The organism is Frankia sp. CgJB1, from assembly GCF_977947065.1.
In genome coordinates, this window is the sequence record NZ_CDWTNB010000028.1 from 11,576 (window position 1) to 33,903 (window position 22,328).

Annotated in this window: 20 protein-coding genes; 5 read left to right on the top strand and 15 right to left on the bottom strand. The window is 71.8% G+C overall.

What is annotated here, in order from left to right; translation table 11 throughout:
• The 5 genes from gltB to trpC form a co-directional block, all read right to left on the bottom strand.
• The coding region (gltB, locus tag AC08OT_RS05500; protein ID WP_476602588.1) for a glutamate synthase large subunit at positions 1-3,079 on the bottom strand (3,079 nt) is incomplete at its 3' end.
• Between the two features lie 263 nt (positions 3,080-3,342).
• Positions 3,343-4,497, bottom strand: a complete 1,155-nt coding sequence (gene lgt, locus AC08OT_RS05505) for a prolipoprotein diacylglyceryl transferase (RefSeq protein ID WP_476602589.1) — start codon at positions 4,495-4,497, stop codon at positions 3,343-3,345.
• 156 nt (positions 4,498-4,653) lie between these two features.
• A complete protein-coding gene (gene trpA, locus AC08OT_RS05510; RefSeq protein WP_476591929.1) occupies positions 4,654-5,475 on the bottom strand; it encodes a tryptophan synthase subunit alpha in 822 nt (273 codons plus the stop codon).
• A 74-nt stretch (positions 5,476-5,549) separates the two neighbouring features.
• Positions 5,550-6,878, bottom strand: a complete 1,329-nt coding sequence (trpB, locus tag AC08OT_RS05515; protein ID WP_476591928.1) for a tryptophan synthase subunit beta — start codon at positions 6,876-6,878, stop codon at positions 5,550-5,552.
• A 55-nt stretch (positions 6,879-6,933) separates the two neighbouring features.
• Positions 6,934-7,737, bottom strand: a complete 804-nt coding sequence (gene trpC, locus AC08OT_RS05520; RefSeq protein ID WP_476591927.1) for an indole-3-glycerol phosphate synthase TrpC — start codon at positions 7,735-7,737, stop codon at positions 6,934-6,936.
• A gap of 566 nt (positions 7,738-8,303) precedes the next feature.
• On the opposite strand from trpC, the gene AC08OT_RS05525 reads away from it, so the two are divergent.
• Complete coding sequence (locus AC08OT_RS05525) at positions 8,304-8,666, top strand: hypothetical protein (RefSeq protein WP_476591926.1); 363 nt, start codon at positions 8,304-8,306, stop codon at positions 8,664-8,666.
• On the opposite strand, the gene AC08OT_RS05530 is transcribed toward AC08OT_RS05525, so the two are convergent.
• From AC08OT_RS05530 to hisD, 10 genes are all read right to left on the bottom strand, one after another.
• Positions 8,667-9,266, bottom strand: a complete 600-nt coding sequence (locus AC08OT_RS05530; RefSeq protein ID WP_476602590.1) for a Trp biosynthesis-associated membrane protein — start codon at positions 9,264-9,266, stop codon at positions 8,667-8,669. It abuts the gene before it with no gap.
• Positions 9,267-9,364: 98 nt separating this feature from the next.
• Positions 9,365-10,933, bottom strand: a complete 1,569-nt coding sequence (locus AC08OT_RS05535) for an anthranilate synthase component I (RefSeq protein WP_476591924.1) — start codon at positions 10,931-10,933, stop codon at positions 9,365-9,367.
• Positions 10,930-11,409 carry a phosphoribosyl-AMP cyclohydrolase gene (hisI, locus tag AC08OT_RS05540; RefSeq protein WP_476591923.1) on the bottom strand — a complete coding sequence of 160 codons (480 nt, stop codon included), beginning with the start codon at positions 11,407-11,409 and terminating at the stop codon, positions 10,930-10,932. Before hisI ends, AC08OT_RS05535 begins: the two co-directional genes overlap by 4 nt.
• A complete protein-coding gene (locus AC08OT_RS05545) occupies positions 11,406-11,699 on the bottom strand; it encodes a hypothetical protein (protein WP_476591922.1) in 294 nt (97 codons plus the stop codon). Before AC08OT_RS05545 ends, hisI begins: the two co-directional genes overlap by 4 nt.
• 19 nt (positions 11,700-11,718) lie before the next feature.
• The gene (gene hisF, locus AC08OT_RS05550) at positions 11,719-12,486 is read right to left on the bottom strand and encodes an imidazole glycerol phosphate synthase subunit HisF (RefSeq protein ID WP_462203582.1); all 768 of its coding nucleotides are present in this window, start codon (positions 12,484-12,486) and stop codon (positions 11,719-11,721) included.
• A gap of 115 nt (positions 12,487-12,601) precedes the next feature.
• Positions 12,602-13,348 carry a bifunctional 1-(5-phosphoribosyl)-5-((5-phosphoribosylamino)methylideneamino)imidazole-4-carboxamide isomerase/phosphoribosylanthranilate isomerase PriA gene (gene priA, locus AC08OT_RS05555; protein ID WP_476591921.1) on the bottom strand — a complete coding sequence of 249 codons (747 nt, stop codon included), beginning with the start codon at positions 13,346-13,348 and terminating at the stop codon, positions 12,602-12,604.
• 91 nt (positions 13,349-13,439) lie between these two features.
• The gene (gene hisH, locus AC08OT_RS05560) at positions 13,440-14,072 is read right to left on the bottom strand and encodes an imidazole glycerol phosphate synthase subunit HisH (protein ID WP_476591920.1); all 633 of its coding nucleotides are present in this window, start codon (positions 14,070-14,072) and stop codon (positions 13,440-13,442) included.
• The gene (hisB, locus tag AC08OT_RS05565) at positions 14,069-14,656 is read right to left on the bottom strand and encodes an imidazoleglycerol-phosphate dehydratase HisB (RefSeq protein ID WP_476591919.1); all 588 of its coding nucleotides are present in this window, start codon (positions 14,654-14,656) and stop codon (positions 14,069-14,071) included. The genes hisH and hisB overlap by 4 nt, the downstream gene beginning before the upstream one ends.
• An 82-nt stretch (positions 14,657-14,738) precedes the next feature.
• Positions 14,739-15,932, bottom strand: a complete 1,194-nt coding sequence (locus AC08OT_RS05570; protein ID WP_476595100.1) for a histidinol-phosphate transaminase — start codon at positions 15,930-15,932, stop codon at positions 14,739-14,741.
• Positions 15,929-17,224, bottom strand: coding sequence for a histidinol dehydrogenase (gene hisD, locus AC08OT_RS05575; protein WP_476602591.1), 1,296 nt, complete (start codon positions 17,222-17,224; stop codon positions 15,929-15,931). The genes AC08OT_RS05570 and hisD overlap by 4 nt, the downstream gene beginning before the upstream one ends.
• 89 nt (positions 17,225-17,313) lie before the next feature.
• On the opposite strand from hisD, the gene AC08OT_RS05580 reads away from it, so the two are divergent.
• From AC08OT_RS05580 to AC08OT_RS05595, 4 genes are all read left to right on the top strand, one after another.
• Positions 17,314-19,131 (top strand): bis-aminopropyl spermidine synthase family protein, encoded by a 1,818-nt coding sequence (locus AC08OT_RS05580; protein WP_476591916.1) that lies wholly within the window; start codon positions 17,314-17,316, stop codon positions 19,129-19,131.
• Positions 19,132-19,224: 93 nt separating this feature from the next.
• The gene (locus AC08OT_RS05585) at positions 19,225-20,022 is read left to right on the top strand and encodes a response regulator transcription factor (RefSeq protein ID WP_476591915.1); all 798 of its coding nucleotides are present in this window, start codon (positions 19,225-19,227) and stop codon (positions 20,020-20,022) included.
• 143 nt (positions 20,023-20,165) lie between these two features.
• Entirely contained in the window at positions 20,166-21,728 is a 1,563-nt protein-coding gene (locus AC08OT_RS05590; RefSeq protein ID WP_476591914.1) for a sensor histidine kinase, read from the top strand.
• 192 nt (positions 21,729-21,920) lie between these two features.
• On the top strand, positions 21,921-22,328 hold a 408-nt coding region (locus tag AC08OT_RS05595; RefSeq protein ID WP_476602592.1), incomplete at its 3' end, for an O-methyltransferase.

A 22,328-nucleotide genomic window follows, 5' to 3' on the forward strand; every position in this document is an offset into this window, starting at 1 on the left:
CCCGGGCCTTGGGGTTGGCGTTCTTCAGGTCGTGGATGAGCTGGGCGAGGTCCTCGATCGAGTAGATGTCATGGTGCGGCGGCGGGGAGATGAGCCCGACACCGGGCGTCGAGTGCCGCGTCTTCGCGATCCACGGGTAGACCTTGTGGCCAGGAAGCTGCCCCCCCTCGCCGGGCTTCGCCCCCTGGGCCATCTTGATCTGGATGTCGTCGGCGTTGGCGAGGTACTCGCTGGTCACCCCGAACCGGCCGCTGGCGACCTGCTTGACCGCGGAGCGGCGCAGGTCCCCGTTCGCGTCCGGCGTGAACCGCTCCGCGTCCTCGCCGCCCTCGCCGGTGTTCGACTTCCCGCCGAGCCGGTTCATGGCGATAGCCAGCGTCTCGTGCGCCTCGGCGCTGATCGAGCCGTAGGACATGGCGCCGGTCGCGAACCGCTTGACGATCTCCGAGGCCGGCTCGACCTCCTCGATCGGCACCGGCGTGCGCACCCCGGTACGCAGCTCGAACAGACCCCGCAGCGTCGCGTTCTCCCGGGACAGGCCGTCGACCCGGGCGGTGTACTTCTGGAAGGTCTCGTACTGCCGGGTGCGGGTGGCGTGCTGGAGCAGGAAGACGGTCTCCGGGTTGAACAGGTGCAGCTCACCCTCGCGGCGCCACTGGTACTCGCCGCCGACCTCCAGCGTGCGGTGCGCGTGCTCGGAAGCGATCGGCGGATAGGCCCGCCGGTGCCGCGCGGCCACCTCCGCCGCGATGACGTCGAGCCCGACGCCGTCGAGGCGCGACGGGGTACCCGCGAAATAGGCGTCGATCAGTTCCTGGGACAGCCCGATTGCCTCGAAGACCTGGGCGCCGGTGTAGCTCGCCACCGTCGAGATGCCCATCTTGGACATCACCTTCAGCACGCCTTTGCCGAGTGCCTTGATCATGTTCTTCTCGGCCTGCTCCCGGGACACCCCGACGATCTCGCCCTCGGCGATGAGGCTGTCGATCGACTCGAATGCCAGGTACGGGTTGACTGCCGCGGCGCCGTAGCCGGTGAGCAGTGCGATGTGGTGCACCTCGCGGGCGTCGCCGCACTCGACGATGAGGCCGACCTTCGTCCTGGTCCGCTCCCGGATCAGGTGGTGGTGCACGGCGGCGGTCAGCAGCAGCGACGGGATCGGGGCCTTGCGCGTGTCGGAGTCCCGGTCGGAGAGCACGACGATGCGGGCACCGTCGGCGATGGCCTCGCTGACCCCGGCGCAGATCTCCGCCAGCCGGGCGGCGAGCGCCGCGTCGCCCCCGTTGACGTCATACAGACCACGGACCGTCACCGAGGCGAAGCCGGGCATGTCACCGTCGTCATTGATACCGATGATCTTCGAAAGTTGGCTGCTGCTGATCACCGGATAGGGCAGGTGCACCATCCGGCAGGACGCCGGGGACGGCGCGAGCAGGTTGCCCTCCGGGCCGAGCACCCGGCCCAGGCTCGTCACCAGCTCCTCGCGGATCGCGTCCAGCGGCGGGTTGGTGACCTGCGCGAACAACTGGGTGAAGTAGTCGAACAGCAGCCGGGGACGGCTGGAGAGCACCGCCACCGGCGTGTCGGTGCCCATCGAGCCGATCGGCTCCGCGCCCGTGCGCGCTATCGGCGCGACGAGCACGCGCAGCTCCTCCAGCGTGTAGCCGAACACCTGCTGGCGACGCAGCACCGAGGAGTGCCCATAGAGGAGCTGCTCCCGCTCGGGCAGGTCGTCCAGCTCGATCAGACCGGCGTGCAGCCACTCCGCGTACGGCGCCGCGTTCGCGAGCTCGGACTTGATCTCCTCGTCGCTGACGATGCGCCCCTCGGCGGTGTCCACCAGGAACATCCGCCCCGGCTGGAGCCGGCCCTTCTGCACCACCTTGTGCGGCGGGATGTCGAGCACGCCCACCTCGGAGGCCATCACGACCAGGCCGTCGTCGGTGACCCAGTACCGCGACGGCCGCAGTCCGTTACGGTCGAGCACCGCCCCGATGACCGTCCCGTCGGTGAACGCGATGGAGGCCGGGCCGTCCCACGGCTCCATCAGCGTGGAGTGGAACTGGTAGAAGGCGCGCAGCGCCGAGTCCATCTCGGTGTGGTTCTCCCACGCTTCGGGGATCATCATCAGCACCGCGTGCGGAAGGCTGCGACCACCCAGGTACAGCAGTTCCAGGACCTCGTCGAAGCTCGTCGAGTCGCTCGCCCCGTCCGCGCAGATGGGAAATAGCCGGGAGAGGTCACCGGGGATCAGGTCGCTGGCGAGCAGCGCCTCGCGGGCCCGCATCCAGTTCCGGTTCCCGCGGACGGTGTTGATCTCCCCGTTGTGGGCGACGAACCGGTACGGGTGCGCCAGCGGCCAGCTCGGGAAGGTGTTCGTGGAGAACCGGCTGTGCACCAGCGCGATGGCACTGGCGAACCGGGGGTCGTCGAGGTCCGGGAAGTAGGCCGAGAGCTGGTGGGTGGTGAGCATCCCCTTGTAGACCAGGGTCCGTGACGACAGCGACGCCAGGTAGACGCCGGTCTCCCGGCGGATCCGCTTGCGGGCGCAGAACGCCCGGCGTTCGAGGTCGGCCTGGTCGAACCCGTCTCCCGCGCCGCCCTCAACCGGACCGGCGGCGGGCAGACTGCCGGGCAATGCGAGGAACAGCTGCCGCATCCGCGGCTCAACCTCGTGGGCCGCGTGCCCGACGATGTGGCTGACGACCGGCACCTCACGCCAGCCGAGGACCCGCAGCCCCTCCTGGCGGACGATGCGGCTGATGGTGCGCACGGCGTCGTCCCGCTCCCCCGAGACCTGCGGCAGGCAGGCGATCCCGACGGCGTAACGCCCCGGGGCGGGCAGCGCGAAGTCGACGACGTCACGCAGGAACAGATCGGGGACCTGCACCAGGATGCCGGCTCCGTCGCCGGTGTCCGGGTCGCTGCCCGAGGCACCCCGGTGGTCGAGGTTACGCAGCACGGTCAGGCCCTGCTCGACCAGCTCGTGACTGCGCCTGCCGTGTACATCGACGACGAAGCCGACGCCACAGGCGTCGTGTTCGAAGGTGGGGTCGTAAAGACCTTGCGCACTCGGCATCCGGCGAAGTCCTGTCCATCTTCAGGGGCTGAAGGGGGTGCGGACGACGCTGTCCGAGTGGTGTGACGGCACGGCGGCGCTGGCCCGGCGCCCCGTGTCTCTACCGAGTGTGCCACGCGACCCGCTCATGCGCCGTGATCAAATATGTCCAGGAAATCACCGCCAGATGACGTCATACCTCCCCACCCGGCCTCGGTCACTACGAGTAGGGGAAGGCCGACGGTCCGGCCGACGCCCGGGGCCCCGCCGGAGACGGCGTCTCATCAGGGCGTCTGCGGCTCCTCCGGCGGAACGGCCGACGTGTGCCCACCGCTCGCCGGCAATCTCGTTGCCAGGCCGCGGCTCTGCTGCTGCGAACCAGCCGGTACGGCAGTGGCGGCAGTGGCGGCAGTGGTGGCGGTCGGCCCGGAGTCGTCGGGCACCGCGGCGGCGGGTACCGACCCGGCGGAACCGGGATCGGCCGGATCGGGATCGGCCGGATCGGGACCGGCCGAGTCGAGAGCGGCCAGATCGGGACCGGCCGCTCGCTGGTCGGCGGCACCGGCACCGGCGGTCGTCACCGTGGACCGCGTCGCGGGCCGGGAACGGGCGATCCCGAGGGCCTCCTGCTCCTCCCTGGACAGATTCGGGTCCACGGGACGGCGGGTGACCGCCAGCGCCAGCAACGCCCCCAGACAGACGACGATCGAGGTCCAGACGTTGACCCGCAGCCCGAGGATCTGGTTCGCCGTGTCGATGCGCAGCATCTCGATCCACAACCGGCCGAACGTGTAGAGCGCGACGTAGAGGTAGAACAGCTTGCCGCGGCTGAGCCGGTGCCGTCGATCGACGACCAACAGGATCCCGGCCACCACCAGGTTCCACAGGAACTCGTAGAGGAAGGTCGGCTGGTAGGTGGACACACCGGGGATGATCTGGTGCTTCTCGTCGATGCGCACCGCCCAGGGCAGGGTGCTCGCCTTGCCGTACAGCTCCTGGTTGAACCAGTTGCCCCAGCGTCCGATCGCCTGGGCGAGGATGATGCCCGGCGCCGCGGCGTCGCCGAACAGGGCGAGGCTGATGCCGTAGCGCCGGGTCGCCAGCCACGCGCCGAACGCCCCGCCCGCGATGGCGCCCCAGATACCCAGCCCGCCGTTCCAGATCTTGATGACGTCCAGCACGTTGCCGTCCCGGCCGAAGTAGGCGTCCGGGGTGCTGACCACGTGGTAGACACGGGCGCCGACGATGCCGAACGGGACGGCCCAGTAGGCGACCTCGCTGGCCACCATGGGATCCATGCCGCGGGCGCGCAGCCTTCTTCCCGTCACGAATACGGCGACGAAGATGCTAATAATGATCATCAGGGCGTAGGCGCGCAGCGGCACCGGCCCGAGATACACCACGCCACGCGATGGGCTGGGAATAGCGGCAAGAACCACGGTTGCCAGGCTATCCCGTGGACCCGTCCATCACGCGCGGGGTAGTCCGGCCACGTGTCGCACAGCCACGTGTCCCACTCGGTGCGCAGCGGGGTGGTATAGGCGGCGATAGATGTGGGCGACAGCTGTGACGGCTGGGCCGGGACGGCCGGGAGTTCACGCCGGGACGGGAGCGCGCACCCCTCCGGCGAGTTCCGCGGCGAGCCGACGGATTCCGGCGAGGCCCGCTGAGGCGCCGGCTCCGGAACGTTCCGCCTCGAGCAGGACCTTCACCAGCGCGGAGCCGACGATCACACCGTCGGCGAAGCCCGCGACCTCGGCGGCCTGCGCCGCGGTGCTCACCCCGAGCCCCACCGCCACCGGGAGCTCGGTGGCGGCCCGCACCCGGGCGACCAGATCGGCCGCCCGCTCGCCGACCGCCGCCCGGGTCCCGGTGACACCCATCAGCGAGGCGGCGTAGACAAAGCCGCGCGCGACGCCGGCGACCAGCCGGAGGCGGGTGTCCGAGGAGCTGGGAGCGACGAGGAACACCGGGGCCAGGCCGTGCGCGGCGCACGCGTCGAGCCAGGGCCCGGCCTCTTCGGGCGGCAGGTCCGGAGTGATCGCCCCGGCGCCCCCGGCAGCGGCGAGATCGGCCGCGAACGCGGCCGCGTCGTAGCGGTCGATCGGGTTCCAGTAGGACATGACCAGAGTCGGGGCCCCCGTCGCGGCGACGGCCTCGACGGTGCGGATCACGTCCTGCGTCGTGACCCCGCCGCGCAGGGCCGCATCCGCCGCATCCTGGATCACCGGACCGTCCATGGTGGGGTCGGAGTAGGGCAGGCCGACCTCGACGACGTCGACTCCCGCCGCCACCATGGCCCGCATGGCCTCGATCGCCCCGTCCACCGTCGGGAATCCCGCGGGCAGATAGCCGACCAGCACCGACCGCCCCTCCTCGCGGGCCGCCGCGAACACTGCGTCCAACCGACTCTGCACCGTGCGTCCGTTCCGTCGGGCCCGAGGGCCGATGTGTCCTGTCTTTGGTTGCGTCGGTCCCGAGGCAGGGTCCCTCAGGGTCCTCCCTCAGGCCGGCCCCTGCCGGCATCGGCCTCGTCTAGGAGGTCGAACCAGCGGGCGGCGGTGTCGACGTCCTTGTCCCCCCGACCGGAGCAGTTGACGACGACGACCGCGCCCGGACCGAGCTCCCGGGCGACGTCGAGGGCACCCGCGAAGGCGTGCGCGCTCTCGATCGCGACCAGGATGCCCTCGGTACGGGCCACCAGCGCGAGCGCCTCCATCGCGGCGGTGTCGTCCACGACCCGATAGCTCGCCCGACCAGTCTCGTGCAGCAGGGCATGTTCGGGGCCGATGCCGGGGTAGTCCAGACCCGCCGAGATCGAGTGGGAGACCTGGGTCTGCCCGAACTCGTCCTGCAGCAGGAACGTCCGCATGCCGTGCAGCACGCCCGCGGAACCGCCGGCGATCGCCGCGGCGTGCCGACCGGTGGTGACCCCGTCCCCCCCGGCCTCGCAGCCGATCAGCGCGACCTCGACGTCGGGGATGAACGGGTGGAAGATGCCCATCGCGTTCGAGCCGCCACCGACGCAGGCGACGACGGCGTCGGGCAGCCGGCCGACACGGTCGAGCACCTGGGCGCGGGCCTCGACCCCGATGATCCGCTGGAAATCGCGGACCAGCATCGGGAACGGGTGCGGGCCCATCACCGACCCGATGCAGTAGTGGGTCGTGCCAACGGTGGCCACCCAGTCGCGCATGGCCTCGTTGATGGCGTCCTTCAACGTTCGGCTGCCGGACGTGACCGCGACGACCTCGGCGCCGAGCAGGCGCATCCGGGCGACGTTGAGGGCCTGCCGGCGGGTGTCCTCCTCGCCCATGTAGACGACGCAGTCCAGGCCGAGCAGGGCGCAGGCGGTGGCCGTGGCAACACCGTGCTGACCGGCTCCGGTCTCGGCGATGACCCGGGTCTTGCCCATCCGCCGGGTCAGCAGGCACTGCCCGAGGACATTATTGATCTTGTGGGAACCGGTGTGCGCGAGGTCCTCACGCTTGAGCAGGATGCGGGCACCGCCAACGTGCGCGGTGAGCCGGTGGGTGTCGGTGAGCGGAGTGGGCCGGCCCGCGTAGCTCGCCAGCAGCTCGTCCAGTTCCGCGGTGAAGCCGGGATCCACCCTGGCCGCCGCGTAGGCCGCGGTGAGCTCGTCCAGCGCTGCCATGAGGGCCTCGGGGACAAAGCGACCACCGAAACGCCCGAAGTGCCCCGAGGAGTCGGGGAACGCCTGCCAGCTCGACGCGTCCAGACGGGCCGGACCGGAGCTCGACGGCGTCCCGGTTCCGGCGGCCGCGGGGCGAACTGACTCGGCAGCGGTTCGGATGGTCACGGTGCGACTGTATAGGGCCGAGCCCCCGGCTACCGGGGCACGGGCGCCGACGGCCTCAGCGCCCGATCCGGGCCGCCGGGTGCGCGCCGGCCGCCACCAGATCGGCGACCGTCTGACGGGGATCGCCGGTGACGGCCGCCTCGCCGACCAGTACCACGTCTGCCCCCGCGGCGGCGTAGGCGAGCAGATCGTGCGGCCCCCGGATGCCGGACTCGGCGACCGCGAGCACTCCCGGGGGCACCATCGGCACGAGCCGGGCGAAGGTGCTCCGATCGATCTTCAGCGTGTGCAGGTCGCGGGCGTTCACCCCGACCAGTCGGGCGCCGGCGTCCATCGCCCGCACCATCTCCGCCTCGTCGTGCACCTCGACCAGCGCCGTCATGCCCAGGGACTCGATCCGCTCGTGCAGGCCGACGAGTCGCGGCTGGTCCAGTGCCGCGACGATGAGCAGGACGATGTCCGCCCCGTGCGCCCGGGCCTCGAAGACCTGGTAGGGCGACACGATGAAGTCCTTGCGCAGCAGCGGGACGTCCACCGCGCGACGCACGGCATCGAGGTCGGCCAGGGAGCCGCCGAAGCGCCGTTGCTCGGTCAGGACACTCACCGCGGCGGCGCCCGCCGCCTCGTACTCGGTGGCGAGGGCAGCGGGGTCGGTGATGGCCGCCAGCTCCCCCTTCGAGGGGGAACGGCGCTTCACCTCGGCAATCACCGAGACCCGGGAGTCCCGGAAGACGGCTAGCGCGTCCTTCGGGTCGGGAACGCGTTCCACCCGCCGCTTGAGATCTGCCAGAGAGGTCTGTTGCTCGCGGGCGGCAAGATCGATCCCGACCCCGTCGAGGATCTCGGCGAGAACGCTCATCGCCCCGCGCTCGCGACTGTCGCGGTCATGCCGCCGATGGTAGGCCAGGCAGGCACGGTGAGCCCGGCACCCCCACATGCGGCTACGATCCATAACTCCACATAGTTGAGTTTCCCGTGAGGAATCGGGTAGCGACCCGAACACACCCATCTTCACGGAGACTGCACCGTCAGCCACTTCGGATCCGCCTACACCGATCAGCTACGATCTGCAATCGATCTTGCGTCGTGAGCCCGTTGACAGAGTGACGCGACGAGTCCGGTGAACCACCGTGCGCAGAGGCACAACCGGGTTACCACCTCGGTCGCCGGGCAACGGCATCACGAGATCCGGGCGGCCGCACGACAGGTTCTCGGGATCGGCGGCAGGTTCTCGGGATCGGCGGCCGCGGCGCGCACGCTCGGGACCGCCGCGCCTTCGCCGACCGGAAACACGCATGGCACGCCGCACATGTCCTCGAACGGACCGGACCCTCGAACGGACCGAATCCTCGGGCGGACCCGGGCAGCGCCCCAGGGACGGCGTGGCGGGCTGGCGTCGATCGCCGGCACCCCCTATAGTCGAACATGAGTTCGATATCAAGGGATACCAAGGAGAGTTCCGATGGACATCCGCCGCATCTCGCCCCCCTCAGCGCCGCCCGGGTGCCCGCGGCGCGCGACGCCCCAGGCGCGCACCCGCGGCCCCGCCTCGAGCCCGAGCTCGCCGAGCAGCTCGACGAGCTGTCCCGCTGCCTGATCCGGATGGACGCCGTCATGATGATGCTCGAAGCCGACCTGGACCGCCGGGCACTGGCTCTCGCGGAGCTGGTCGACCCGTTTCCCGACCTCCCACCCGCGGACTTGGCGCCCGCCGACCCGCTGGCCGGTGGCGCTCCCGGTTCCGGCTGGCCGGCCCGCCGGGCCGGGCGCCGCGGAGACGCCAGGTGATCAGGTCGGGTCGTGGCCCCGCTCGATCGCGTCCCAGGCGTCGGCCGGAGTGGCATCGCGGGCCTGGTAGCGGCCGGACATCGCGGGCCATGACCGGCCGCGCAGGACGACGAGGGCGCCGACGAGGATGAGCAGCAGCCCGCCCGCGAACGACAGCCAGGGAGCGATCGTCTGGCTGACGTCATCGATCCGCGCCTGGCCACCGGGCACGAGCTGGCGGACCTGATCGGTCTCGCGCAGCGTCGGGAGTGGATCCCAGCCGATGCGTCCGGCCACGTAGGCGATGCCGACCCCGGCGGCCGCGATGAGCACACCGATGACCGGCCGCCCGAGGCGCCGGGTGGCCACGATCGCCACGGCCGCGGCAAGCCCGATCAGGGCGAGAGCGGTCGCCGGCGAGGCAAGCGCCCCGCCGGTCCAGTGCACGGCGAGTGGCGCCGCGACGGCGCCGCCGTCCGCCCCACCGCGGGGCACGCTCACCCGGGCGGACACCCAGGTCGCACCGCCCGACACGAGCACGACGCCGGCACCGAGCAGACATCCCAACACCGCGAGGGTGCGTTCCCGGTGGCCGCGTCGCATCGCCTCGGCCGCGTGCACATCGCCCCCGGGAGGGTGGCCCGGCGAAGGCGGCTCCGCGGTGCCGGCTCGGTCGCGCGGGGAGGATGGGCGCCCCGCGGAGGGGGACCCCGCGGCCGTCATGACGGCGGTCGCAACGACTCGGCGACCTCGACGGCGCGCAGGACGGCGGCGGCCTTCGCGCGGCTTTCCAGATCCTCGGTGTCGGGATCGGAATCCGCGACGATGCCGGCTCCGGCCTGGACATAGGCCATGTCGTCGCGCATCACCGTGGTACGGATCGCGATCGCGGTGTCCAGATCACCGCCGAAGTCCAGGTAGCCGACCACGCCCCCGTACAGGCCCCGCCGAGTCGGCTCCAGCTCGTCGATGACCTCCATCGCCCGCACCTTGGGCGCCCCCGAGAGCGTCCCCGCCGGAAACGTCGCTGCCAGCACGTCCACGGCGCTGCGGTCCGGGGCCACCTCACCGATCACCGTGGAGACGATGTGCATGATGTGCGAGAACCGTTCGATGGCCGCGAACTCGACGACCCGGACCGAACCGGGATTGCAGACCCGCCCGAGGTCGTTGCGGACCAGGTCGACCAGCATCACGTGCTCGGAGCGTTCCTTCGGGTCCGCGAGAAGCTCCGCCGCAAGCTCGGCGTCCTGTTCGGGAGTGGCTCCCCGGGGCCGGCTGCCCGCGATGGGATGCAGCAACGCCCGGCGGCCGGTGACCTTGACGTGCGCCTCCGGGGAGGATCCGACGACGTCGTGGTCGGCGAAGCGCAGCAGGTACATATAGGGACTTGGATTCGAGGTCCGCAGCACCCGGTAGACGTCGAGCGCATCCGCGGTCGTCCGCCGTTCGAAGCGCTGCGAGACGACGATCTGGAAGCACTCGCCGGCGCGGATCTCCTCGATGGCCCGCTCGACCGCGGTCTGGAAGGCACCGGGAGGCGTGGCGGAGACGAAGTCGCCGACCCCCGCAGCGGTGCCCGCCGTGGTCGCCACGGTCGGCTCGTTCCACTTCGCGAGATCGCTGGTCATGGCCTCCAGCCGGGCCACCGCGTCGTCGTAGGCGGCGTCCAGGTCGATCCCGGCCGGGTGTGCGGCGGTGTCTGCATCCCCACCGGTGGCGCCTGCGTCACCGGCACCACTCCCGCAGCCGGTGAAGACGTTGGCCACCAGCAGGCAGGAACCGTCCCGATGGTCCAGCACGGCGAGATCGGTGGTGAGCAGCATACGCAGCTCGGGAAGGCCGAGGTCGTCGATGGCGTGCGCGGGGAGCCGCTCGATGCGACGCACGATGTCGTAGCCGAGATAGCCGACCAGGCCACCCATGAGCGGAGGGGCCTGTGGGCTGTTCGAGGCCTGCAGAGTGCTCTCCACCGCGCGCAGGATGTCGAGCGGGTCACCGTCGACCGGCACCCCGGGAGGCGGCGCACCGTCCACCCACACCGCCTGCCCGTCGCGCTCGGTCAGCGTCGCCGCGGCCCGCACACCGATGAACGAATATCGCGACCACATCCCGCCGTGCTCCGCCGATTCCAGCAGGAACGTCCCGGAGCCGCCGGCGAGCTTGCGGTAGACGCCGACGGGTGTCTCCCCGTCGGCAAGCAGCCGGCGGGTGACGGCGACGACCGGATGCGCCGCCGCCGCGGCCCGGAACTCCTCCCGGCTGGGGATAATCTGCCCGGTCGTCATCGGTCCGCGCCGGCCTTGTCCGCGCCGGCCTTGCTCGCGCTGACGGGGTCACCGGCGGCACCGGAAACGCTGGCGGCACCGGAGAGGTCGCGGGGCCGGGCAGTATCCGTGGCCTCGGCGGTCGCCGTGGGCAGAAGATCGTCGTCGAAGCAGGTCCGCGTGCCCGTGTGGCAAGCCGGGCCCACCTGGTCCACCCGGACGAGGACGGTGTCCCCGTCGCAGTCGAGCGCGACCGACCGCACCCATTGCCGGTGCCCGCTGGTCTCCCCCTTGACCCAGTACTCCGCGCGGCTGCGGCTCCAGTACGTGGCCCGGCCCGTGGTGAGGGTCCGGTGCAGCGCCTCGTCGTCCATCCACCCGAGCATCAGCACCTCGCCGGTGTCGTACTGCTGGGCGACGGCGGGGAACAGGCCCGCGTCGTCGCGGCGCAGCCTACGGGCGATGGCGGGATCCAGAGCAGAAGGGCGAACGGTCACCCCACTATTCTGCTCGCGCTGCTCGCGCCCGGCGCCGCAGCAGTGCCGGCATCGGCCGACGGGCCGCCCGCCGGTCCCGTCCCGACCCCCGCCGCCCAGGACCGGTGCAGGCGCTGGTACACGCCGCGCATCGCGATCAGATCCCGGTGCGGACCGCGCTGGACGATCCGCCCAGCGCCCACGACGACGACGGTCGAGGCGCCGGCGCGTTGCCGCAGCCCGGCGAGGATCGCCGCCTCCATCCGGGGATCGGCGCTCGTGGTGGCGACGGTGAGGACGAACAGCCGCACGCTTGGACACAGTTACCCTCTATCGGCGCACAGGTACGCCCGCGCCCCGCAGCGCCGTCTTCACCTCGCCGATGCGCAGCTGCCCGAAGTGGAACACGCTCGCCGCGAGCACCGCGTCCGCGCCCGCGCCGATCGCTGGCACGAAGTGGGCCAGGTCGCCGGCCCCGCCGCTGGCGATCACCGGGACGTCGACCTCGGCACGCACCGCAGAGATCATCTCCAGGTCGTAGCCGTCCCGTGTGCCGTCGGCGTCCATCGAGTTGAGCAGGATCTCCCCGGCGCCGAGCTCAACCACCCGCACCGTCCAGGCCACCGCGTCGATGCCGGTGCCCTTGCGGCCGCCGTGCGTCGTGACCTCGAAGCGCGGGCCGCCGGGACCGGGTGAGCGCCGGGCGTCCACCGAGATGACGATGCACTGGTTACCGAACCGATGGGCGCACTCGCGCACCAACTCGGGCCGGGCCACCGCCGCCGTGTTGATGCCGACCTTGTCGGCCCCCGCCCGCAGCAGGCGGTTCACGTCGTCGACCGAGCGAACCCCGCCACCCACGGTCAGCGGGATGAACACCTGTTCGGCGGTTCGCCGCACGATGTCGTAGGTGGTCTCCCGATCGCCGCTAGACGCGGTGATGTCGAGGAACGTCAGCTCGTCGGCACCCTCGGCGTCGTAGAGGCGCGCCATCTCGACCGGGTCGCCGGCATCGCGCAGGTCCGTGAAGTTCACGCCCTTCACGACCCGGCCGGCGTCGACGTCGAGGCAGGGAATCACCCGGACCGCGACGCTCATCGACCCACCGCACCCGCACACCCGTTCCCTTGCCTATCCAGAGGGATTTTTCGGGCACAGAACCCTCTGGACAGGCAAGGAAGCCGGCGGGAAGACCAGCGCCGGCGGGGAGCCGTCACGGGGTCACGGCCTTCCCCGCGTTCCCAGCGTTCCCGGCGACGGCCAGGGCCTCGGGCAGCGTGAAGGCGCCGGCGTAGAGCGCCTTGCCGATGATCGCGCCCTCCACTCCGGGCACCGCGGCGATCGCGGTGAGGTCGTCGAGCGTGGCCACGCCGCCGCTGGCGACCACCGGCCGGCTGGTGGCCGCGGTCACGGAGCGCAGGAGCTCGACGTTCGGCCCGGTGAGCGTGCCGTCCCGGCGCACGTCCGTCACCACGTACCGGGCGCAGCCATCGGCGTCGAGGCGGGCGAGCACATCGAACAGCTCTCCGCCGTCCCGCGTCCAGCCCCGGGCCGACAGCGTGGTCCCCCGGACATCGAGACCGACCGCGATACGGTCGCCGACCCGGTCGATGGCCCGGCGGACCCAGGCGGGATCCTCGAGCGCGGCCGTACCGATGTTGACCCGGGCCGCGCCGGTGGCCAGCGCCGCGTCGAGCGAGGCGTCGTCGCGGATGCCGCCGGAGAGCTCGACGGCCACGCCCACCGCGCCTACCACCTCGGCGATGAGCTCCCGATTCGACCCCCGGCCGAAGGCAGCGTCGAGATCGACCAGGTGGATCCACTCGGCGCCGTCGCGCTGCCAGGTCAGCGCCGCTTCCCGCGGGTCGCCGTACGAGGTCTCGGAACCGGCCTCACCCTGGACAAGTCGAACGGCCCTGCCGTCGGCCACGTCCACGGCGGGCAGCAGAGTAAGCGTCACATCGGCCACCCTACGGTCCAGCGGGGCGCTGGAGCCGCTCTATTACGGGACATCCGCCCTCGCGTTCACGCTCACCCAGGACAGGGCTTACTCAGGACAGGCTGCCGAGCCAGTTCGCCAGCAGGTGCGCCCCGGCATCCCCGGACTTCTCCGGGTGGAACTGGGTCGCGGCGAGCGCACCCCGCTCGACGGCGGCGGCAAACGGCTCGCCGTGCTCCCCCACGGTGTCCCCGGCGGCCGGATCGGCCTTCGCCGCATACGAGTGGACAAAGTAGAACCGTGTGTCCGCGGGCAGCCCGGAGAACAGGATCGATCCGGCGGGCGGCGCCACAGTGTTCCAGCCCATGTGCGGCAGGATATCGGCGGCGAGCCGGCGGACCTCGCCAGGGATCACACCGAGCCCGGCCGTCCGCACCCCGTGCTCGTCACCGAGCTCGTACAGCACCTGCATCCCGACGCAGATCCCGAGCACGGGCCGTCCCGCCGCTACCCGCTCCCGCGCCACGGGCGCGGCGCCCACGGCGCCGATGCCTGCCATACAGGCCGCATAGGCGCCCACGCCCGGTACGACCAGGCCCGCGGCGCCGCGGGCCACGTCAAGATCCGCGGTCACCGTCACGTCGGCGCCGACTCGGGCGAGCGCGCGCTCGGCCGACCGCAGGTTTCCCGAGCCGTAGTCCAGGACGACCACCCGGGGACGCCTGCCGGGTCCGTCTCCGGTCACAGCACACCTTTCGTGGAGGGTATCCCGGCGACGCGGGCGTCGAGCGCCACCGCGTCGCGCAGGGCCCGCGCGACCGCCTTGAACTGGGCCTCGACCACGTGATGGGCGTTGCGGCCGGACAGCACCCGCACGTGCAGCGCGATCCGGGCGGACGCGGTGATCGACTCGAAGATGTGCCGGGTCAGCGTCGTGTCGTAAGTTCCGATCATCCCGACGAGATCCGGTTCGGCGTGCACGCAGTACGGCCGGCCGGACAGGTCGACGGCGGCCTGGGCGAGCGCCTCGTCCAGCGGGACGGTGGCATCCCCGAACCGGCGGATACCCGCCTTGTCGCCGAGCGCCTCGCGCAGGGCGGACCCGAAGGCGATCGAGGTGTCCTCGACGGTGTGGTGGGCGTCGATGTGCAGATCCCCCCGGGTACGCACGGTGAGGTCGAACCCGCCGTGCTTGCCGAGCTGGGACAGCATGTGGTCGAAGAACGGGACGCCGGTGTCCGACGAGGAGATTCCCGTCCCATCGAGGTCGAGCTCGACCAGGACGTCCGACTCCAACGTCTTGCGTTCGATTCGCGCGGTGCGTGCCATCGGGGGCTTCCTCGGTCTCTGTAGGTCTCAAGCCGTGCCAGGGGCTCAGGCCGTTCCAGGGCGCTCAGGCCGTGCCAGGGGCTCAGGCGGTAGCGAGGCTGATGACACCGTCCGCGCCGATGACGCTGCCGGTGAGGGTTCTGCCCAGCGCCCCGAGAAACGCGTCCACCTCGTTCGGCAGCCCGGCGGTGACCCGCAGCCAGCCGGTCAGACCGACGTCGCGGACCAGCACCCCCGCGTCCAACAGGCTCTGCCACACCGCCCGCTGATCAGCGAACCGGCCGAAGAACACGAAGTTGGCATCGCTCGGAGCCAGCCGCAGACCGAGCGCCGGCAGCTCCCGGACGATGCGGTCGCGCTGGGCCTTGACCGCCTCCACCGTGCCGAGCAGCTCGTCGGCATGCGCGAGCGCCGTGCGCGCGACGGCCTGGGTGAAGCTCGACAGATGGTAAGGCAGCCGCACCAGGTGCAGCGCGCCCACCACGGCGGGGTGCGCTGCGAGATAGCCCACCCGGGCACCGGCCAGCGCGAACGCCTTGCTCATCGTCCGGGTGACGACGAGCCGCGGATGACGGGGCAGCAGCGTCAGCGTGCTGGGCACGCCGGCCCGCCGGAACTCGGCGTAGGCCTCGTCGACGATGACCATACCGCTGCCGGTGGCCTCCACCGCCTCACAGGCGGCGACGACGACCTCGGGCGGCAGGGCCGTGCCCGTCGGATTGTTCGGCGAGCAGAGGAAGACCAGGGCAGGTCGGTGCCGGGCGATCGCGTCGGTGACCGCGGCCGGGGAGAGCGTGAAGTCCTCCGCCCGCTCCCCGGCCACCCACTCGGTGGCGGTGGCCAGCGCGATGAGGCGGTGCATCGAGTAGGACGGCTCGAACCCGAGCGCCACCCGACCGGGCCCGCCGAACGCCTGGAGGAGCTGCTGGAAGATCTCGTTGGAGCCGTTGGCGGCCCAGACCTGGCTGGTGTGCACGCCGAAGCCGGCATCGGGTGTCAGGTAGTAGGCGAGGTCGGCACGCAGCGCCTCGGCGTCCCGGTCGGGATAGCGGTTCGCCTCGGTGGCGACGAGGGCCGCGGCCTTGCCGAGGGCGTCGACCAGCCCGGCCGACGGCGGGTGCGGGTTCTCGTTGGTGTTGAGCCGCACCGGCACGTCGAGCTGCGGAGCGCCGTAGGGCGAGAGCCCGCGCAGGCTGTCGCGCAGCGGCAGGCCGTCGGCGTCCCACGGGCGCCACGGCCGGTCCTCGACACCGCTCCCGGCCGCTTTGAATGTCATCGGAGTCGAACCTCCACCGCGTCGACGTGAGCTGTGAGGTCCTCTGCCCCGCCGAGCGCGGCGATACGCGGGGCGACGGCGGCGAGCCCCTCCCGCGTGCACTCGACCATCTGGACCTGACGTTGGAAGGTGGTGACCGCCAGACCGCCGGAATGCCGGGCGGTGCCGCCGGTGGGCAGGACGTGGTTGGACCCGGCGAGGTAGTCGCCGAGCGGGACGGGAGCGTAGTCGCCAACGAAGACCGCTCCGGCGTGGCGCACCCGGGCGGCGACCGCGGCGGCGCCCGTGGTGTGGATCTCCAGGTGCTCGGCGGCCCAGCCGTCCGCCACCGCGAGACCCGCGTCAACGTCCGCGACGAGCGCGACCGCCCCCTGGCCGGCGAGCGACTCCGCCACCCGCCACCGGGAGCGGGTGGCGGGCACCTGCTTGCCGAGCTCGACGTCGACCCCGTCGGCGAGCTCCACCGACGGAGTGATCAGCAGGCAGGCGGCCATCGGGTCGTGCTCGGCCTGGGCGATGAGGTCGGCGGCGACGAAGGCCGGATCCGCGGTGGCGTCGGCGAGGATCGCGACCTCGGTCGGGCCCGCCTCGGCGTCCACCCCGACAACCCCGCGCAGCAGGCGCTTGGCCGCCGTGACGTAAATGTTGCCGGGCCCGGTGATCACATCGACCGGCGGGCAGCTCGCGGTCCCGTAGGCGGCCATCGCCACGGCCTGGGCTCCGCCGGCCGCGTAGACCTCCTCGACACCGAGCAACGCGCAGGCGGCGAGGACCACCGGGTGCGGCAGCCCGCCGTTGTCCTTCTGCGGCGGGGAGAAGACCGCGAGCGAGCCGACCCCGGCCTCCTGAGCGGGCACGACGTTCATCACGACGCTGCTGGGGTAAGCGACCCGCCCGCCCGGCACGTACAGGCCGACCCGCTCCACCGGCACCCATCGCTGCGTCACCGTGGTACCGGGCGCGACCTCGATCGCCACCGGCTCCCGCAGCTGCGCACGGTGCACCAGCCGGGTCCGGCGGATCGCCTCGGTCAGCGCGTCGTGCACGGCCGGATCCAGGGCATCCGCGGCGGCGGCGAGAACCTGGGCGGGCACCCGCAGGCTCGGCGGGCGGACCCCGTCGAACCGCTCCGCGGCGGCGAGGACGGCCGCGTCGCCACGGTCCCGCACGTCCGCACAAACCGGCCGGACCGCATCGACAGCGACGTCGACGTCGACCGCGGCCCGCGGCAGTAGCCGCCGGATCTCGGCTGCGGCAGGCACCGCGCCACGCAGATCAAGCCTTCTGAGCACGGTATACCTTCTGAGCACGGTATAGAGATTAGCTGGCCTCGGCGGGACCGGTAGAATCGCAGGTCCGCCGGAGGTGCAAGGCTGGTTGCGTGTCCCCTCTACATCCCCTGTCAGGGCCGGATCACCCGGGCCGGGCGCCGGGTGATCCGGCCGAATCCGGCGAGTCGTTGGCGATCCTGCTGGCGGGCTACCGGGTGCATGCCCGGGCGCCTCGCGCGGCGGTGGCGGCGCTGACCGAGCAGCCACGCACCCTGCGCCAGCTGGTCCAGAGTTCGGGCCTGCCCCGGCGGAGCATGGAGGAGATCCTCGCCAGCCTCGGCGACGATCTGCGGACCGGCCCCGACGGGCGTCACGTGCTGCGCCCGGCGTCGATCGACCGCTACCGCGGCCTGATCCGTTATGACGAGCTGAACGGGCAGACCCCACTCGATCCCCTCGCCACCGTGATCGCCCGCCACGGCCCGCTGGTCACGACCATGCATGATCTCATCGCTGCCGCGCCCCGACCACGGGCCGATCTCGATCACGTGCCCGCGACAGCGACGACCGTCGTGCGCCGGGCCGGCTGGCTGCAGACGCGTTACGACCTGCGCGGCGCGCATCTGCTGTGCATAGGTGATCATGATCTCACCTCGCTGGCTGCGGTCTCGCTGATTGACGGGCTCACCGTGACCGTCGTCGACATCGACGACGAGCTGCTCGCCTACCTGGACAGCTCGGCCCGGTCGTTGGGCGTCCGGCTGTGGTGCCTCTACGCCGACCTGCGCTTCGGCCTGCCGCCGGCGGTGGTGGGCACGGCCGATCTGGCGTTCACCGATCCGCCCTACACCCCGGAGGGCGTGGCGTTGTTCACCGGGCGCGGTGCGCAGGGTCTCGCGGACCGCGAGCATGGTCGCGTCCTGCTGGCTTACGGGTTCAGCGACCGGGTACCGACGCTGGGTTGGAAGGTGCAGCGGGCGCTGATCGATCAGGGCTTCGTGTTCGAGGCCATCTGGCCAGGCTTCCACGTCTACGAGGGCGCGGAGGCGGTGGGTGCCAGAGCCGACATGTACGTCTGCCAGCCGACCCCGACCACCTGGAAGCAGCTGGACCGCTCGGCCACGGCGGCCACAACCGCGACGGCCGCCATCTACACCCGGGGCCGGCAGTCCACGCAGAGCCGGCCGACGCGCCTGACCGCCCCGGTCCTCGACGCGGTGGCCGCCTTCCTCGCCACCGGACCGGCGGGCCGCGCCGTGTTCGTTGGCGAGCGGCGGGAGGTCGACGCGGTCCACGTGCGTCTCGCGACCGTGTTCGACCGGGGGCTGCCCGCGTTCGCCTCGACCGGGCCCGGCGCCTCGACCGAGGACGGAACGGTCAGCGTGGCCACCGACCTGTCGGACGATCCGGGCCCCTGGCTGACCAGGCTCCTCCTGGCGGTCAACGCGGACCGGCTCGCCGTCGTCGTCTCTTCCGATCACCCCGATCTGGGCGTCCGCCGCCGGCGGGCCCAGGGTGACCCGCTGCGGCAGCTGCGGGCGAAGTGGACCGCCACCCCCGCCCGGGATCTCGGGGACCTGCGGCTCGTGACGTTCACGGCCGTCGACCCGGCGGCGCTTGGCTCCGCCGACCGGCTCGCCCGGTGGCTGCTGGACCGCCCGCACGGCAAGATCGGCAACGTCTGGCGGGACGGGCTCATCCGGATCGTCCGGGAGGATTCGGGGCGCACGCTCTCCCAGCGCGATGCCCGGGCCGTCGTGACCCGGGTCGCGCGCGATCCCGACCTGCTAGCCGCCCGGCTGATCGATCTTCCCCGGCACGCCCTCGAGGGAATCCTCGCCGCGCTGTCGTCCGGCGACACGCTGCCGGCCGAGCCGGTGAGACCGGGCTGGATCCGGCAAAATGGGCAGACGTTGCGAAACGAGTAGATACTGACGGAATCGGAGCTGGCGACGGCGGAATCGCGGTGGCACCCGCGGGGCCGGCGGCCGGACGCGCCCAGTGCCGCCTACTGTCATGCTATGGCGACGCCTGCAGGCAACGGCTCTCGAGCACACGGAGCGGACCTGCAGCGGTATCCTGACCCCCTCGGCGCCCGGGTACTGGTAGTCGAGGACGACGATGGCCTCGGTACCCAGCTCGTGCGCGGTCTGGACCGTGCCGGCTACACCGCCGACCGGGTGCGGACCGGGGAGGCCGCGCTCGTCCGGGTCGACGGCGTGTCCCCGCCCGACCTTGTGCTCCTGGACCTGGGACTGCCCGACATCGACGGCGCGGAGGTGTGCCGGCGCATCCGCGAGCGCGGGGACACCCCCGTGATCGTGGTGACGGCTCGGGGGGACGAGGCGGACCGGGTCGAGGCCCTGGACCTCGGTTCCGACGACTACCTGGTCAAACCATTCGGATTCGCCGAACTGCTGGCCCGGATACGGGCGGTGCGGCGGCGCGCCGTCCGGGCCACCGGTGAGGGCTCCGACGTGGTCCGGCACGGGCCGCTCGTCCTCGACCGGCGCAGCCGGCGGATCTCCGTCGACGGCCGTCCGGTCCAGGTGACGGCGCGGGAGTACGATTTGCTGGCCTTCCTGGCCCGCGATCCCGGCCGGGTCCGGACCCGACGGGAGATCTTCACCGCCGTCTGGGGCGACTGGTTCGGCTCATCGAAAGTCCTCGACGTACACATCGGCGCGATCCGCCGCAAGCTCGGGATTCCCGAACTGATCGAGACGGTGTACGGGGTCGGCTTCCGCCTGGGCAGGCCACCGACGCCCGACGCCGATCCGATCCCCGGTGACCAGGGCGCGCCACCCCTCGGCCGATGACCCGGTGCCTCCGATGACCCGGCGCATCCTGGCCGCTCAGCTCGCGCTCACGACGGCGCTGCTCGTCGGCCTGTGCGTCCCGATGGGGCTCCGACGCCACCCGCCACGACCAGGCGCTGTTCAGCCTGCGGCTCACGGCCGCGATGCAGGCCTACTGTGCCGAGGTGAAGTGGCGGCGGCTGTCCGCCGGCGCGGCCCCGCTGCCCGCCGCCGTACGCGACAGTGCGGCCGTGCCACCGGACGAGCTCCGGCTGTTCGACCCGAACGGTACGCCCGTGGCCGACACCGGGGACGACATCCCGATCATGGCCTGGGATCTGGATCGGGCCCGCCGGGAGAACGTGGTCATCAACCCGAACGCGGCCAATCGACACCGGATGATCATTATTGCTCCGGTGTCCAACGCGCAGGGTCTGGTCGGCATCCTGGCCGTCGCGCGCAGCGATGTCGGGCTGCGCGCCTCGATCATCCACCGGTGGACGATGATCGCCCTCGCGGGCGTCCTGGTCGCACTGGCCGCATTGGGGATCTCGATCCTGCTGGCCCGCTGGGTGGGCCGGCCGCTGCTCCAGCTCGAGCAGGCGGCGACCGAACTCGGTGCCGGCGATCTCACGATCCGGGCCAGAGCCGTCGGTGGGCCGCCCGAGGCACGCAAACTTGCCACGACGTTCGACGCGATGGCGGGACGGCTCCAGTTACTGGTCGACAGCCAGCGCCGGTTCCTCGCCGACGTCTCCCACCAGATCCGCACCCCGCTGACGGCGATGCGCCTGCGCTTGGAGCTGCTGCAACAGGACGTGGACGCGGACACCGCCGACGAGGTCGCGGGCACCCTGGTCGAGGTGCACCGGCTCTCCCGGATGGTCGACGGGCTGCTGGCGGTCTCCCGGGCCGAGCATGCACCGATCCCGACCCAGCCGATCCCCCTCGCGGTCGTCGCCGAGGAACGATGCCTGATCTGGCGACCGGTCGCAGCCGCCGCCGGAGTGACACTGACCTGCGACGTCGACGCGGACCAAGTCGTCCAGTGCACCCCGGGGCACCTGGAGCAGATCCTCGACAATCTCCTCAGCAACGCGCTGGAGGCCACCCCGTCCGGCGGCCGGGTCAGCGTCGCGTCCGGGACGAACCCACCGGCCCAGCCACGCCCGGTGGGCGCCGGGGGCACCGCGGAGGCGGGTCTCGGGACGGGGAGCACCGCGGACGAGATGGACGAGATGGACGTCACCGGGCCGCAGAGCACCAGGATGGCGGGAAGCAGGACGGCGGGAGGCATGGCGCGGCTCACGGTCGCCGACAGCGGGCGCGGCCTGAGCGCCGAGCAGCGGGCCGCCGCCTTCCGCCGGTTCAGCTCCAACCTCAATGCCGACCAGCGATGCGACAACCAGCGATGCGCCGACCAGCTGAGGAGAGGTGCCCGGCCGGGCCGATCGGCGCGGGAACGGCCTCGGGCTCGCCATCGTGCATGCCCTGGCGACCGCCGACGGCGGGACGGTCACTCTGGCCGAGAGTGCCAGCCGGGGTCTGTGCGTCGTCCTCGACCTGCCCCGGACACCTCCAGACCGACGGCCGCCCGGCCGGCACCCGCGCAGAGATTCGTGGACGCGGCGGGCGGCACCCGCATCGTGGCCGCGCCGGGCTCCGGGGCGCGGGCGGCCCGGGCCCTCGGCGGACATCGGCAACCATCCACGAACTACTGGAAGTAGTGGATTACGTCACGACGGATCACGCCATGGCCGACGACAGGCCGTGGCGACCGGGCAACGGTTCCACCAGACTCCCGATTCACTAGATGATCTTTACTGGTTCTTTCCGAGCCGAGGAGCGGTCCGTAACCGCAATGCGTCCCGGGCCGGTTATTTTCGAACCGAGCCACCAGGGATGGAGTTCCACTGATCATGGTAAAAAGTCCGGCACAGAAGCTTCGTGACGTCGCGGCAACCGGCGTCAGCACGCTTCGCCGCGAAGGCGCAAAAAATGGCAAAAGATTGAAATCATCCTATCTGGCCGATCCGATCCACAGCTATCTGACGGAGCACAGCTCACCCCCGGATCCGATCCTCGACGAACTCTCCGCCGTGACGGCGGCGCTCCCCGAGGCGGAGATGCAGGTACCGGCCGAGCAGGGGACGTTCCTGACCATCCTGACGGCCTCGATCGCCCCGCGCCGCGCGGTCGAGATCGGTACCTTCACCGGCTATTCCGCGCTGTGCATCGCCCGGGGCCTGCCCGCCGACGGCCGACTTCTCTGCCTGGACATCAGCACGGAATGGACCTCGGTCGCCCGCCGGTACTGGGCTCGTCCC